Origin of the sequence: Bacillus sp. 0209A, assembly GCF_036765095.1 — a bacterium.
Taxonomy (GTDB): domain Bacteria; phylum Bacillota; class Bacilli; order Bacillales; family Bacillaceae; genus Bacillus; species Bacillus subtilis_G.
Map to the genome: position 1 here is coordinate 518,467 of NZ_JBAIZV010000003.1, position 14,627 is coordinate 533,093.

A 14,627-nucleotide genomic window follows, 5' to 3' on the forward strand; every position below is an offset into this window, starting at 1 on the left:
TTAGCCGTTTCATAACGGCTTTTTCTTATTTCTAATACTGAAAAAATCCATCATACATAAAGCTTTTGAGGTGAACATTTTGGACTTATTTGATGAATGCTTAGAAGCTCTAGGGAAAAACAAAGAAATCTTATCAGAAGAATTAACGGCAAAATATTATGAACTGCTTTCAAACAGTTTTCCCTTTACATCTTGGGGACGAATCAAGTGGGAAGAAGTTTGTTGTCATCAATCTATAGTTTACGAGGAAGAGATTTACGATTGGCTAGCTAAACACCATTTTAAAGATAGGAACATTATTATTCTTTGGGGTTACGGAGAACAGCCAGCATTAAAAACCAGTCTTGAGCATGCATTAAACGTAATTGATGATGTAACTGCCGTTGGATCAGATACTTTTATGTTTAGTGAATCTGGCTACGTTATCGAATTTTTTCATGATGGCGATGTTACAATTGGAAAGTCCCCTTTCATTGAAAGGATTAGCAAATAGGTAAAATGACACAGATCGAATGATTCATTTCCACCATTTGATCCACATAACAGTTAGTTTCATCATTCTTCCATGGTAATATTTTGTTATATGATTAAATGAGAGGGTATGATTATGAAAGTCTTTGAAGCTAAAACACTTATGTCTGAAGCTACAGACCGCGCCAAAGAATATAAAGAACTAAGGACGCAAATGGTCAACTTGAGAAAAGCTTTACAAAGCGTCGCTGAACTGGACGACAGCGAATTCTCAGGTAAAGGCGCTAATAACATTAAAGCATTCTATCACGATCATGTAGGTGTCACTGATCAATGGATCGACTACATTGACATGAAGATCGCATTTTTTAACAGCATTGCCGGAGCTGTCGAGGACAAAGGCCTCTCTGATGCTTATATTGAAGAGTCTTTTTTAGAACATGAACTGGCTAACGCCCATAAAAAATCCAAATCCATCATGTCTGAACAGAAAAAAGCCATGAAAGATATTCTAAACGATATCGACGAAATCCTCCCGCTCGACTTGTTTTCAACAGAAACCTTCAAAGATGAGCTTGCAGATGCCAATGATAAACGCAAAAAAACAATTGAAAAACTAGGTGACCTTGACGAAGATTTACTGACAGAGTATGCCCTGTCAGAACCTAATGAACAATTCATCAAATCCGACTTCCAAAAGCTCCAAGAAGCAACGGGCAAAGGCAAAAACGCTACACCCATTCACTACAACGCCAAGGCGTACCGTGAGAGTGATATACATAAGAAAAAAGGCGATATTGAAAAGCAAACGGCAGCTTATTTGACGATTAAAAAGAAAGAAGAAAAAGAACGGGAAATCGAAGAATTACAGAAAAAGCTCAATACGTTGGTTGATGATCCTGACGAGTATCTAAAAGTTGCTAAAGAGATTGGATACGACAACCTCACCACTGAACAACAGGAGTATGTTAAATCCCTCGAGTTTTGGGATAATCCTCTTCGAGCGACCAAGGATATTTTGAAAGAACAGATTGACGGTGTATATGAAGGTTTATTAGCCGGGATAGATGATACAGAGAAGACAGTTAAAGAATATTTAGCCCCTATAGATGCAGCGGGTAAAAAATATCTAGGTCCAGTATATGAATACTATAAAGGCAAACAAATGGCATATTATGATTTTTCGAAAGAAACTGGTGAAGGGCTCTTAGGAATTGGAAAATTCGGGATCGATCTCGGTTTAGATCCAAAAGGAACGATAAAGTCCGTTTTTGAATTCGACTATAAAAAAGCCTGGGATTCTACTTGGAATGAGGTAAAAGAAAGCTGGGATAAAAACTTTGTACACGGAGATATGTATTCACAATCGCACTACACCACATATTTCACTTTAAATGTAGCCAGCTTATTCATATCAGGTGGCGGTGGTGCTGTTACAAAGAGTGGATCCGTCGTTTCAAAGGTCGGGAGAGTCACAGAGAAGGGAATCAGCAAGTCGGGTAAAAAAGGGGTAAACAGCGCCGGAAATGTTGGTAAGTCTGCATCAAAAAAAGTAATAAAAGACACCAAAGATTTTGGGGAATTTTTTAAAAAAGGTTTAGAGTCAATACCAAATCCTTTTGCTAAAGAACTTCTGTTAGCTAGTGATGTTCCTATAAATGTGCTAAACTTACAAAAATCTGGACAAGATACAATTCAACAAATTAAAAAGTCTTTTGATCTTGACCATGGTTCTAAGGGGAATACTAATAGTAGCAAGGTAACCAGTGAAGCTAAATCAGTATCGAATATGAAAGAATTTTTTAATGATGGATTTGGAAAAAGTATAAAAAACAATGTTACAAAAACAAAAAATCAATTCCAAGGCCAATCAATCTATGAAGTTAATAAAAAATTGGATAATCCATATCTGAAAAAAGGAGATAGATTTTATTTAGATAATTTGCACAAGGATCATTTAGAAGTTTTCGATAAAAGAGGAAATTTAAGAGTAGTGTTGAATTTGGATGGAACATTGAACGAAGTTAAGACTAAGAATGCCATTGGAAGAAAATTAAAATAGGTGGTTAAGATAGATGAAAAATATTGATAAAATCTTTAGTGCTTTAAAAGAATTAAATGAAAAATATAATAGTACATTAATTTCCACAGAAGAACTTTTAGAAGAAGAGGAAAATATTAAAGAACTTCCGCAAATAGATGAAAGAATGAATAAAATTTTAGCTAACTTAAGTCAAATTGAAGATAAAGACAAACTAACTTCTGAGTTACTACAGTTACATTTAGTAATTGGTGATGTAGAATGGCAATTTGACCAAATACATGAGATGGTTAGACAGGTAATCGAAAATATTGAGGATTAATATAATACAAAAGGTCCTCTTGAATGGGACTGCCCCCGGTTTTTGAGACAGGGATCAAAACACCTTTTAAACAGCCAGTTGCCGATAGTGTATCGGTAATTGGTTGTTTAGTTTCGTTTGAATACGAATGTTGTTATCATATTGAATGTAGTCTTCGACGTACGCTCTACGATGATGGCCGTAGTTCGAACTATGTTGTTGAGGTAGAACGTTTCAGACTTTAGTATGAAATGAAACGATTCTATGGCGGCATTATCAGCGGGCGTTCCTTTTCTAGACATGCTCATGGTAATGCCTTTTCCTTTTACAGCCCTCTGTTTGATTTCAACCGGATAACTCACTCTTGTTCCCATAGAAAAACACCTCTTAAAGAAATAGAGAAAAAATAGATGAAAGAGTTATGAAAATCATTTTGTGCATACTAATAAGCTCTATGAGAAAGACAATCTGGATCATAGCAGATAACTTGATTATGAGTTCTTTAATCGCATCGTCCCTGCTTTCTTTATACAGGCCTCGATCTGGGTGCGGTTGCTTGATCGCTTATTTCTCGGTCAATACCCTTATATACTCTGGATCTACTTCCTATCAAGTTTTATTAAATAGAGGAATCGTTCATGCATTTGTCAGCTTGCGGCCCCTCGATGATTATCACCTTCATAAAATGCATCACCCCTTGGGTAATGCTATGTAATAACTGTTTGTTCTAATGAGGTGATTTTCAGTATGAAAACAAATAAAAAACCGATGGCTTGAACCATCGATCTGTTTTCTATATCACTGGGCCCCTATAGGAAATCTATCTCATTGGTTATGAAAGCTTATTTTTATTACACACTCTATATTCATTTCTATACGTTTATATCAATTATGGTTAAAAAATAGTGAGAAAAAAACAAATAACGTCCATTCTAACTTTTTCATCTTATTTATTAAGAATTTTAACCTCATCCTTGTAAAATAAAGAAGCGAATTTCATGTCCGATAGTTAATGCTATGTCATCGGGACATGTCTGTTAAAGTGGCCAAAAAATACATTCAGATATCCACTTGCAACCACAATTCAATTTGATCCACTACAGATTTCTGAACTGACATTAACAGCTAGACTTATAAATGCCGATTATCCATTTTTTTATTCTGTTCCAGTTCCCATTCACAATTAGGCATTTCAGCGGCGTATCGCCATAAAGTGAACTAATTTATTAATGTTCAACAACAGAATTTCGTCGATCGGCAATAAAGAATCCACAAATCATTGCAAGAATGGCCATCGCCCACCAAAACGTTGATATCGCCTGATCATGATCGATGATTATCAGACGAATGACAGCCGTGATGCCAATATAAATGAAGTAGCGAAGCGGGAAATGAAAGTCTGATTTGAAGTATTTGATAATCAAAGCAATGAACTCAAAGTACATGAAGAATATAAGCAGTTCTCCAAGCATCCCATAATAGCTGTCCACTTTGTTGAACAGTGACTTGTATACGAATTGCACAATGTACCATGTCTCGCTGATCAGAAGTGCGCTTAAAGCTATCGCCAGGAAGAACAGACAGATATTGAGAAGCGCTTGTAACAGGTAAGGCACCTTTTTGAATTTGTCGGAAAATCTCATCGTGTTGTCTCCTATTTCAATATATTCGTGGTTTTTATGCTCAGCCTACATCTTGGTGTTCCAAAATCGTAGCACAATGTAGTACTTAGAATTCTTTTGTATACTGTGAAACTGTCCCTGCATGCGGGACATCATTCGCGCAATGCTTCTTTCACCGAGTCCGTTGCTTTCCGGTGTTATATCCGCAAGTTTAATCGTATTGCTAACATGAATCTCAAATATCTCTTGATCCGATACAAACGTGATGCTGATTTCTTCTTCCGGATCTGCGTATTTAAATAAGTTTGACATCACATTATCAAATACACGACCAAGCTCCTCCAAATTCACGTTAATATAGGTTTCCGGCAGCTCGCCTGAAATATGGACTCGGAAATGCTCCTGATGAAGGATAGCAATCTGATCTGATATTAGATCGTAGATCACTTCTCTCACTGCAACGGTTTCCAGATCGGCCTCATATTCCCTGTCCAGCAGGAAATACGCAAACAGATTGTCAGACAAGCTTTTTAATTGCAGTGCTTTACCATAAGCATTGGCTACATACCGATCTTTGCTGGTACCCGCTTCGCCTCCCGCTTTTTTGGCAAACTCCAGATTCATGATCAGCGACGTCAGCGGTGTGCGCATATCGTGCGACATTTCGGTAACCAGGCTGCGGCTCTCAGCTTGCAATTCCTCGATAGCTTTAAGTTTGTCCAGGAAAGCTTTCCGCAGATCCTCAATGCTCTTTGCAATCATCGCTAATTCATCATGCCCTTTTATCGTCATCTCGTAGTCCAGTTCGCCCCCTTCAAGAATATGAATCTCTTGGTGAATCGTTTTAAGGTAGCGAAGACTTTGGCGAATTCCGAAGAGAACAATGATTAAAAAGATGAGGGTTGCTCCGAGCAAATCCAATGCAAAGGCCAGATCATAATATCGGGAAGAGTAGAAACCGTCGATAATGACTCGTCCTTCACCATCTCTAAACTTGACAGGATGTGAATGATTTTGAGCGTACTGAGTCAGCTTTTCCTTTCCATAATCCGATTCGGAATAAATAGAATCATATTGCAGCTCCTGATCCTTGAATATGGTGAGGTTAATGTAATTTTCTTTTTTGACCCACTCGCCAAACGCTTTTCTATCTGATGTAGACAACTCATTTTCTGAAACGTACTTGCTGAATTTTTGAATGTATCTTGCTGACTCCTCGTGATAATACTCTTCCGAACTCAGATATCCCTCGATCAGATCATCTGTGATCTTTTGCAACGTCAGAAAGATCACACCACTCACAATCGCAGCACCCACGATCAGCAAAGCCAGTTTTTTATTTAGTGTAAATTTACGATGCACCAAATCGATATCCTCTTCCCCATTCAGTTTTTATATAAACCGGACGTGCCGGATCATCCTCAATTTTGGAGCGCAGCTTCCGAATATGCACCATCACCGTATTGTTGGAACAGTAAAAATAAGGCTGTCCCCACACACTCTCATATATATTTTGGGCAGAAAATATTTTGTTGCGTTTGCTCATCAGAAGTTTTAGGATACGATATTCCAGATCTGATAACTTGATTTGCTGCCCCTCTTTCCAGACCTCATTAAATTCTTCGCTCACTCTTAGTTTGCCCCCGATAAGAAATGTTTCTTCCTGTTCCTTCTTTTCCTGATAGATAGTATATCTGCGTAATTGAGCAATCACTCTAGCATGAAGTTCCTCTTCCGAGAATGGTTTAGTCATATAATCATCACCACCTGCGAGTAACCCCTCAGTTTTATCGAGTGTACTCGATCTGGCCGTCAGAAACAGAATCGGGACGTTAGAGGATTTCCTGATGTGCTGACATGTTTCAATTCCCGAAATGCCTGGCATCATAATATCCAAAATAACCAAATCAAGCGAGTCATTCACAAGTTGCAATGCTCGCTTTCCATCCTTGGCTCTTAGCACCTCGTAACCTGCACGTGTAAGGGATTCCTCCAAAAGATCACCAATATCCTCATCATCCTCTACGACTAATATTCGATGGGTCATGTCTCTCTCACCTCATGATTCTTGTTGTTATTTCTCGTGTGTCCTTACTATATATCGTTCATAGTAATAAGTACGTTATAAGATACTACGTAAATCTTAACAATTTATGAAAGCTGATGGTCCGCCATAAATTTATCACATTTTCTAAAAAAATGATGACTCTTCATAAATTGTTAAGATTCGGTCTTTATATTTATCCATTGTAAGGCTCAGGCTTTTCAGATCCGCACTACACATTGCAATGGTAAATGGGAAAGGAGTATTGATATGATTGTACAAAAAGAAGGACGCGGGCAACCAGTGAGTCTGCGGGAACGGGTTCATTTTCTGGACATCGTACGTGGATTTGCCTTGCTTGGCATTATTATTGTCAATTATTTTCTGATCGTAGATTCAGTAAAAGGATTCGAAATGGCCTCCGATGACGTACTGCACAATCTGGTTTCCTGGTTTGCCGAAGGGAAATTCGTTACATTATTCTCCTTCCTGTTCGGGGTTGGGTTTATGATCTTTATGGATCGAGCCGCACAGAAGGTAGATAGTCCCAACAAGCTGTTTGCCCGTAGGTTATCTATCCTGTTGGGATTTGGCATTTTGCATATCACATTTGTTTGGGTCGGTGACATATTGACCTTTTATGCCGTAAGCGGCTTCCTGTTACTCGGCTTCTATAAACGAACAGCCAAAACGGTGCTTAGATGGATTATCGCACTTATCGTGTTTCAATTCCTGACTCCTGTTTTCACAATGTTGTACAATGTCATCAATACTGCAGGGTCAAAAAACCCGAATTTTTCAGAGTTTACTTTGTTTAGCCACAGCAGCCTTACCTACATGGAATCCATCAGCACTCGGTGGACAGATATGGTCACGATGGCTGCCAGCTCTTTCTCTATGGTCTATTCCATGTTTCTCATGTTTCTGCTGGGCGTGTACTTTGTTAAGATGGAATTTTTCAAAGACATGGAAGCGAAAAAGTTCATATGGAAACGTATCTGGATCATTAGCACAATCGCTTTTCTAATAACACAAAGCAGTATATTGCTAGACATGTTTAATTTTTCGGACATTTCCTCTGTCTTGAGTCAAAATGGCGGCTTAACTGGAAGTATGTTTTATATGAGCACTTTTGCAATGCTGTTTCTATACGTTCCTCAGCTGCGAGGCCCTATGATGATATTCACCAAAGTCGGACGGATGTCATTGACCTGTTATCTGCTTCACTCTATCCTTGGAACAATTCTGTTCCTCAGGTACGGATTCGGGCTTGCGGGTCATATTCAATCCGCCGGCACGTTCATGTTCAGTCTGGCCGTCTATTTCGTGCTTATGATCTTTAGTACATTGTGGTTGAAACGGTTTAAGTACGGCCCGATGGAATTGATATGGCGCAAGCTGACGTACGGCATAGTAAACGAGCGCTCCAAAGCAGCTCTACATGCGCCAAAATCAATTCAAAAATGACCCCTTTTCCCAGATTGCATGGACTTCAGTTAGTTGTTGACGGAAGTGGGTATTAAACGGACAGATTTGATTAGTATGGACTGGTTATTTTTATATCATTTAGTGCTTCTTTGGGATAACCTAGACAGAAAAATAACCAGAGTTTACTCAATTTGCATAGCTCATGATCAAATCTAACTTGAATCTTTTGCGCAGGCTCATAGTCAAGGGCTACACATTCGACTAATTGATGTGAATGTGATTTGAGATAGGAAAAATTTGAGAAGAATGACTAATCCCGCGCAAGACACTTAATACGGTAGTGAACGATAGTAACTAAGGGTTACATGCAGCTTGTATTCGAAGGAAACAAAGAAAAAGAAATCGTACAAAAAGACAGGAGAAAGCTTTTGCAGCAAGTATTTTAACGCCAAATTTACCGCGGAAGAAAAAGCGACGGAATCACTTTTTGTGAAAAGACCTCGTAGAACAGCTGGAATGTTTTACTGAACGACTGACTCGATATTTCAGCAAATGAAGGAGTGAGCAATCATGAAAACAAAAAAGGAACCAAAAGTTATTTTGGAACTAGCAAAGGAGTCTGATTTGCCAGAATTCCAAAAAAAAATACAAGAAGCATTTTCGATCGCCGTGATTGAAACGTTCGGTGATTGCGAAGATGGACCGATTCCATCGGACAATGACGTTCAGGAGTCTTTCAATGCTCCCGGAGCAGTGGTATATCATATTCTTCAGGATGGTAAGAAGGTCGGTGGTGCAGTAGTACGTATCAACAGCCAAACACATCATAATTCGCTAGATTTATTCTATGTATCTCCAGAATATCACAGCCAAGGGATTGGTCTTTCTGCTTGGAAAGCCATTGAAGAACAGTATCCGGATACTGTTCTTTGGGAAACCGTGACACCTTATTTCGAAAAACGAAATATCAACTTCTATGTGAATAAGTGTGGATTCCATATCGTAGAGTTCTACAATGAACATCACTCTGATCCGCATATACATTGCAATGGACGCGAAGATGACAAGCCCCTGCCGGATGATGATGACTTTTTCAGGTTTGTAAAGATTATGAAAAAAAAGGACTAAACAATTGAACACGAAGGTAATAATGCTGTTTAAAAGGTGTTTTGATCCCTGATCCCTGTCTCAAAAACAGGGGTCAGTCCCCAATTGAAGTGACCCCTCGCCAGAGAAATGAACATTGATAAAAACCAAGTCAGGAGATGGATTAACCAATTTCAGGCAGAGGGGATGAAAGAGCTTGAGGAGAAACGAGGCAAGGCAAAAGGCACTGCGACCGGATATTGGCTTGTTAATCCCTTCACGGCTTTTAAATAGAAATTCATGATCCTCTTTCCCTTCAACATAGGTTTTAAATTCTCTTTGAAGAGCTGGCGTCATGTCGATTTTCTTTTTCGTTTTCTTCTCTATGAGATTGAAGTATGGCCGTTTTTCGTCTCTTACTCTCAGCTGCAGAATATCCGATATGCGGGGCCCTGAATTAATACCGGTCACGAATAGCATGTAATTCCTCATGTTTAGTTCTTTTAAAAACCTCTTGATGTAGAAGATACATTCCGGATTACTTATTGGTAACAAAATTCATTAAGAAGCCGTCCCTTTCTTGTAGGCTTCTTCTCTAAGAGCAAATGCCAACCGATATAGTGCTTTTCCCTTCACACGATAATAACTGCGCTGGCTCAAGCCCATTTCTGCATATGCTCATAACCATACATTTCTTCCGATTGCATATAGAGCATGACAATGATCTGCCGTTCTCTTTGAGAAAGCCGGTTAACAGCCCTTTGAATCCTTTTTAAGAATTTGTCTACGCTGAATCTCCCAATCAAACGCTTTAATGCTGCCTCTTCTGTTGAGGAATGAAACTCATTCGTGATGCTTGACGGAACAATGCTGTAAGTCGGGGTAACCTTTGGTAAAAAATTATCTGGCACTTGTAAGAGATATAACCGATATTGATCCAACAGTTGCTCTACTTTTGCTTTAGTGGCTTCTTCGTCAATTTGGGGCAGGTTTAATGTTAATTGATTCATATTTACCTCCTGATTATTAAAATAAAACGGACACCAAACCAACAGCGTAAATGCTTTAGTTCAGTGTCCGCAGGCTTTCCTTCTTGGACAATATTACCTCTCAGCGCCCGTGCTGTGCCCTCATTTCGGGGTGAGGCATTCGGGAGGAATCTATATTTAGACTAAGTTCACAAAATATTAACAAAAAATACCTTGGATATTTTTGTATATCATGTAATAATACACTCGTATTAAAAAAACAAAGGGAGTGTTTAAAATGAAATTGAAAAAAGTTTTAACTGGTACTGCATTGTCACTTGCTTTGCTTGTTTCTGCTGCTCCTGCCTTTGCCGCAAGTCCTACTGATACTCATTCTGAAGAAAGTCATACAAAGGAAATATCTGCATTAGGTACCCTAGTTGTTCGTGGACTTCCTTCTGATCCAGACCCAGGACAAACAATCACTATCAACGGAACAACGTATTATTTAGACAGTGTTACTTTTTATCCTGATGGATCTTATATCGCCTACTATTCAAGTTAACTATGAGGAGGTTTATAGCCTCCTTTTTCTTATAGTTTTACTACTTGTTTGACAGTCATTGACTTGACGACCATTTGAAGTTCGACTTGTAATGGCATCCACTATGAAACTTCCCTTCAATTGCTTACCTGACTTGATGATTAACTCGATGGGGAGCTTCCCTTCTGTGTAGTGGCAACCCATAAATCCTTTTTTGTCACATTTCGAAATTGATGTTTTTTTAATACAGTTAATGTCCCATTTGTTTCAATGATCGCATAGAGCACTTCTTCAATTTTGAAAACTTCTTTTTCCCTTAATTGTTGACTTAAATAGTCAATTGTATAACGCATCTTGCGCATGTTGTGTTCAAGAATTTTCCCGTTTTCAATCACAACGGTTGGATCTCCAGCAAAGAGTTTCCGAGCTTTTTGATTGCAAAGTGATAAGTAGGCAGTGGCCAAGATAACAAATACAAATATAAAGAAAGCAAGTACCATGTGATGAATTTTAAGAGAAGTATTAAAAGCCAGATTTGCAGTAATTGCTCCTAATGTATTGAAGCAATAAAATCAAATATATTCATTTGTGAAATTGTTTGTTTTCCCAATAATCTTGACCCTACCAATAAAATGCCAAAGGCAAGAATCGATCGAAGGATCACTTCAACATGTTCACTCATAGATCTCACCAACTTATTGTATTTTCTAAAAACATCATAGACAAAAGAGATCTTATATATACTAGAACGATTCTTAAACAATATATACATGCACTCATTGTCGTATCAGACATACGCTACATTAGTAAATTCCGCAATAGGACGGTGAAATTGTGTACCCTTATTTTATTTATAACCCTTATATAAGCGATACATTTCGTATGTCTACTGACAGGAAACTAATTAATGACATCCACAAGGCAATTAACGGAGAGTATAGCGCTATTCTCTGTTATAAGCAAATAGCCACACAAGCCCCCACAGAAGAAATAAGAAAACAAATACTTGAAATTAGACAAGATGAACAACGGCATTTTGAAGAATTCAGCAGGATTTACACTAATCTTACAGGCAGAAAACCAATTCCAAAAATAACGGAAGAATGCCCTAAAAGTTATAGAACAAGCCTAGAGTCTGCTTTTAAAGATGAGCAGGAGACAGTGGATTTTTATTTAGATTTAGCCGATCGAATACAAGATAAGTCCATTAAAAAGATTTTTCAGCGTGCTGCCGCTGATGAACAAAATCATGCAGTATGGTTTCTGTTTTTTTTAAACACTCGGTCTACACAACAAACCCGTCAAGTTAATTATGGGGCAACAGGGGCTTTAAATGCCAGTAGACTCACCTTACCCCAAATGCTTACCTTTGCCATTCAGGATGAGTACTTAGCTCAAGCAAGATACAATGCAATTATCAGAAACTTCGGGGATATCAGCACCTTTCTGCAAATCAAAGAAGCAGAATTACGTCATATCAATGCATTACTTTCTCTTTTTGAACGATACCAAGTACAGATACCTAAAGACACCTCACAATTATATGTCAATACACCAGTAACCCTTAAGGATGCGTATGCTGCTGGAGTCCAAGGAGAAATTGATAATATCGCCATGTATAACAAGTTTCTAACTTTTGATCTGCCAGCAGATGCAAGAATAGTTTTTACTCAATTACACAACGCATCACTAAATCATTTAGAGGCTTTCCGAAGAGGTCTTGAGAGATTAGACTTAAACTTCTAAAATCAACATTACAAAACGAAGTGTTTTATTTGCAGGGGTAGAACCAAAAGGGTTTTTACCATATTAAAGATTGTTACCTTTCATATTCAAACATAACCTCAAAGGTCTATCTTTGGTGGTGTTTCCACCTGCCCCTCCCACTTCGATTCCTTCTACAAAATCGTCTGTTATTAAACCCATAACGTCCATCGTATTTAACAACCGATAAATGTTCTCAGTTCAGTACAAATGATATAGAACCTTCTGAAATGATCACCATTCCCTTTTTTAAAGGATGGAATCATTCCCTTTGAAAAATACAAATATATATATGTAGTACTGACTGTTACAAAGAGGGGCTGAGGTATGTTGAAAACGAGCATTATTGTGCTGACTTATAATGAATTGAATTTAACGAAACAATGTTTGGAGAGCATATGGAAGTATACGGATCATAACTGTATAGAAATCATTGTTGTAGATAACGGCTCTCATGACGGGACACGTGATTATCTTAAAGAGATGTCTTCCATTAAAGCAATTTTCAACGAGACAAACGAAAGTTTCGCGAAAGGCTGCAATCGAGGCTTTGAAGTTGCTTCAGGGGACAATATTCTTTTTTAAAACAATGACACGATTGTAACAAATCAGTGGCTGGAACCTATGATCAAGCTGCTTTACCACGATGAAAAAACCGGCATGGTCGGACCCGTAAGCAATTATGTCAGCGGCGCCCAGCAAGTCCAGTTGACTTTTAGAAGAAGAGGAAAATATTAAAGAACTTCCGCAAATACATGAAAGAATGAATAAAGTTTTAGCTAACTTAAGTCAAATTGAAGATAAAGAAAAACTAACTTCTGAATTACTACAGTTACATTTAGTAATAGGTGATATAGAATGGCAGTTTGACCAAATACATGAGATGGCGATTTTTCACTTCTATCATACTTCAAATTTCAATTTAGTTTTGAAACGAAAATGTTATCATAGGTTTCTACTTTTACCTCAAAAAACATTAATAAAAAAAATACCTAAGCAGCATTCTTGAACCCAGCTAAAGCCGCATAGGTACTCTTTTCAAATTCACAAAACTAAAGCTATACTTTTTGTATCATCCTCGGAATCATGATATTTGTAAGGAAAGAAAAAATCGCTCCTAAATCAGTTTGAATCTGAACATAAAAGAACCGCGCCTGGCGGTTCTTTCAGATTGTTGACAAAGTCATAAAACGGTTTTTGTTTTATGACTTTGTCATATTTTCAGCGTGATTGAAAACCCTTGAAGTCTAGGAAGGGCGAGCATCGGAGCAGACTTTCACAGGATGTGATGACGGCGGTGTTTAGGCAGGACGCCTAAGCATTTAACCGCCGTTCCTTTCATAACACGTGAGCACCGACGCGCAAGCCTGACAACGAATGCGAGGGTTTGTCGACACGCTGAAAGAACCGCGACTGGCGGTTCTTTTAGATTATATTCCTATTTTAAATAAACTGCTTCATTATTATTGGACAGTACCATAATCAAAATCAATATCTTTCTTGTCTAAATCCCCTTAAAATTTTTAGCATAGGTCATGGTTAAATGTACGTTTTTATCTATCCACCAAGTTCCATCATCAGCATTCGTATCCCAAGTAACATCTATATCTCTGCCAAAATTCTCAAAAAACACCAAATTCCCAACAGCTACTGTTTTTCCGTTGATCTTGTAATATATTAGAACAATTTTCTTATCAAATATACCTGTCCCGTGCTTTACGATTGTTAAACTATAAGGCTTATTAGGACAATGCTCTTCAAGTATAATTTCAGGATTTAAAAATAAAACATAACAAATGATTAGAATTGGCACAATCATTAACATTTTTAAAGATTTTTTATTGATATTTACCCCCTCCAACATAGTCCTCCCTTTTAACAATCCATTTCATTTGGGATACACCCCCATCATTTGAACGTACTTCCTATGAAATGAAAACCGGTAAGTATCGAAATGGAAAAAAGGGATCTTCTTATTAAAAACCTTGCAAGGTGTAAGTGAAAAAAATAAACAATACAATTATCGTTACGACAATAATTGTTTCTTTAATATAATGTTTATCATCTTCATGCTCGTGTTTCTTTTTTTTAAGCTCTTCTCTATATTTTCTTTGAACCTCTTTCATCTTTTCATTCATTTTCATGATTAAACTCCTTTGAAGTCCAGTTGGTTTACATGCCCCTGCAATTTTAATACTTTACAAATAATTACACCAGTAAAAAAAGGATTAGCAATGCTTTACACTCAATCGTGCAGCTTTTTAAGTACGGCAGTGGGCTCTCTTTTATTATATTCCATCACCTTTAGACGCATTTTCCTATGAAAAAAATCGTGGTTTTCCTATAATATTTAACGAA

At 37.7% G+C, this 14,627-nt stretch carries 13 protein-coding genes and 4 pseudogenes; 8 read left to right on the plus strand and 9 right to left on the minus strand.

What is annotated here, in order from left to right; all coding sequences use genetic code 11:
- Window positions 1-79: 79 nt before the first annotated feature.
- The 3 genes from V6D44_RS21135 (at window position 80) to V6D44_RS13465 (ending at window position 2,834) form a co-directional block, all read left to right on the plus strand.
- A complete protein-coding gene (locus V6D44_RS21135; RefSeq protein ID WP_017696292.1) occupies window positions 80-493 on the plus strand; it encodes a CDI toxin immunity protein in 414 nt (137 codons plus the stop codon).
- Window positions 494-607: 114 nt separating this feature from the next.
- A complete protein-coding gene (locus tag V6D44_RS13460; protein ID WP_333516578.1) occupies window positions 608-2,533 on the plus strand; it encodes a ribonuclease YeeF family protein in 1,926 nt (641 codons plus the stop codon).
- Between the two features lie 13 nt (window positions 2,534-2,546).
- Entirely contained in the window at window positions 2,547-2,834 is a 288-nt protein-coding gene (locus V6D44_RS13465; protein ID WP_087993861.1) for a hypothetical protein, read from the plus strand.
- A gap of 66 nt (window positions 2,835-2,900) precedes the next feature.
- On the opposite strand, the pseudogene V6D44_RS13470 reads toward V6D44_RS13465, so the two are convergent.
- The 4 genes and pseudogenes from V6D44_RS13470 to yrkP form a co-directional block, all read right to left on the minus strand.
- A pseudogene (locus tag V6D44_RS13470) lies at window positions 2,901-3,151 on the minus strand (IS3 family transposase); the annotation flags it as partial.
- Between the two features lie 888 nt (window positions 3,152-4,039).
- On the minus strand, window positions 4,040-4,456 hold the full coding sequence (psiE, locus tag V6D44_RS13475) for a phosphate-starvation-inducible protein PsiE (protein WP_253268434.1): 417 nt from the start codon (window positions 4,454-4,456) through the stop codon (window positions 4,040-4,042).
- Between the two features lie 45 nt (window positions 4,457-4,501).
- Window positions 4,502-5,800, minus strand: a complete 1,299-nt coding sequence (yrkQ, locus tag V6D44_RS13480) for a two-component system sensor histidine kinase YrkQ (protein ID WP_253268435.1) — start codon at window positions 5,798-5,800, stop codon at window positions 4,502-4,504.
- A complete protein-coding gene (gene yrkP / locus V6D44_RS13485) occupies window positions 5,787-6,482 on the minus strand; it encodes a two-component response regulator YrkP (RefSeq protein ID WP_253268436.1) in 696 nt (231 codons plus the stop codon). Before yrkP ends, yrkQ begins: the two co-directional genes overlap by 14 nt.
- A 267-nt stretch (window positions 6,483-6,749) precedes the next feature.
- Here yrkP and V6D44_RS13490 point away from each other — a divergent pair, with 267 nt between their 5' ends.
- Complete coding sequence (locus V6D44_RS13490; protein ID WP_253268437.1) at window positions 6,750-7,946, plus strand: DUF418 domain-containing protein; 1,197 nt, start codon at window positions 6,750-6,752, stop codon at window positions 7,944-7,946.
- Window positions 7,947-8,477: 531 nt separating this feature from the next.
- Window positions 8,478-9,035 carry a GNAT family N-acetyltransferase gene (locus V6D44_RS13495; protein ID WP_202327121.1) on the plus strand — a complete coding sequence of 186 codons (558 nt, stop codon included), beginning with the start codon at window positions 8,478-8,480 and terminating at the stop codon, window positions 9,033-9,035.
- Between the two features lie 60 nt (window positions 9,036-9,095).
- Here the strand turns inward: V6D44_RS13495 and V6D44_RS21140 are convergent, their stop codons facing one another.
- Together V6D44_RS21140 and V6D44_RS13505 are read right to left on the minus strand one after the other, a co-directional pair.
- Complete coding sequence (locus V6D44_RS21140; RefSeq protein WP_442893320.1) at window positions 9,096-9,464, minus strand: hypothetical protein; 369 nt, start codon at window positions 9,462-9,464, stop codon at window positions 9,096-9,098.
- A gap of 90 nt (window positions 9,465-9,554) precedes the next feature.
- Window positions 9,555-10,003, minus strand: a pseudogene (locus V6D44_RS13505) (ArpU family phage packaging/lysis transcriptional regulator).
- A gap of 256 nt (window positions 10,004-10,259) precedes the next feature.
- On the opposite strand from V6D44_RS13505, the gene V6D44_RS13510 reads away from it, so the two are divergent.
- Entirely contained in the window at window positions 10,260-10,526 is a 267-nt protein-coding gene (locus V6D44_RS13510) for a transcriptional regulator (RefSeq protein ID WP_087993855.1), read from the plus strand.
- Window positions 10,527-10,661: 135 nt separating this feature from the next.
- Here the strand turns inward: V6D44_RS13510 and V6D44_RS13515 are convergent.
- Window positions 10,662-11,187, minus strand: a pseudogene (locus V6D44_RS13515) (DUF421 domain-containing protein); the annotation flags it as partial.
- Window positions 11,188-11,387: 200 nt separating this feature from the next.
- Between V6D44_RS13515 and V6D44_RS13520 the strand changes: the two are divergent.
- On the plus strand, window positions 11,388-12,251 hold the full coding sequence (locus V6D44_RS13520) for a ferritin family protein (protein ID WP_202327717.1): 864 nt from the start codon (window positions 11,388-11,390) through the stop codon (window positions 12,249-12,251).
- 345 nt (window positions 12,252-12,596) lie between these two features.
- A pseudogene (locus V6D44_RS13525) lies at window positions 12,597-12,974 on the plus strand (glycosyltransferase); the annotation flags it as partial.
- A 799-nt stretch (window positions 12,975-13,773) separates the two neighbouring features.
- On the opposite strand, the gene V6D44_RS13530 reads toward V6D44_RS13525, so the two are convergent.
- Both V6D44_RS13530 and V6D44_RS13535 read right to left on the minus strand, forming a co-directional pair.
- Window positions 13,774-14,133 carry a hypothetical protein gene (locus V6D44_RS13530; RefSeq protein ID WP_333516580.1) on the minus strand — a complete coding sequence of 120 codons (360 nt, stop codon included), beginning with the start codon at window positions 14,131-14,133 and terminating at the stop codon, window positions 13,774-13,776.
- A gap of 112 nt (window positions 14,134-14,245) precedes the next feature.
- A complete protein-coding gene (locus V6D44_RS13535; RefSeq protein ID WP_202327120.1) occupies window positions 14,246-14,413 on the minus strand; it encodes a hypothetical protein in 168 nt (55 codons plus the stop codon).
- Window positions 14,414-14,627 lie beyond the last annotated feature (214 nt).

Coding starts and splice junctions, on each gene's coding strand:
- V6D44_RS13460 (WP_333516578.1), top strand. CDS start 608: ATGAAAGTCTTTGAAGCTAAAACACTTATGTCTGAAGCTACAGACCGC.
- psiE (WP_253268434.1), bottom strand. CDS start 4,456: ATGAGATTTTCCGACAAATTCAAAAAGGTGCCTTACCTGTTACAAGCG.
- V6D44_RS13495 (WP_202327121.1), top strand. CDS start 8,478: ATGAAAACAAAAAAGGAACCAAAAGTTATTTTGGAACTAGCAAAGGAG.
- V6D44_RS13510 (WP_087993855.1), top strand. CDS start 10,260: ATGAAATTGAAAAAAGTTTTAACTGGTACTGCATTGTCACTTGCTTTG.
- V6D44_RS13520 (WP_202327717.1), top strand. CDS start 11,388: ATGTCTACTGACAGGAAACTAATTAATGACATCCACAAGGCAATTAAC.
- yrkP (WP_253268436.1), bottom strand. CDS start 6,482: ATGACCCATCGAATATTAGTCGTAGAGGATGATGAGGATATTGGTGAT.
- V6D44_RS13465 (WP_087993861.1), top strand. CDS start 2,547: ATGAAAAATATTGATAAAATCTTTAGTGCTTTAAAAGAATTAAATGAA.
- V6D44_RS13535 (WP_202327120.1), bottom strand. CDS start 14,413: ATGAAAATGAATGAAAAGATGAAAGAGGTTCAAAGAAAATATAGAGAA.
- V6D44_RS13530 (WP_333516580.1), bottom strand. CDS start 14,133: ATGTTGGAGGGGGTAAATATCAATAAAAAATCTTTAAAAATGTTAATG.
- V6D44_RS13490 (WP_253268437.1), top strand. CDS start 6,750: ATGATTGTACAAAAAGAAGGACGCGGGCAACCAGTGAGTCTGCGGGAA.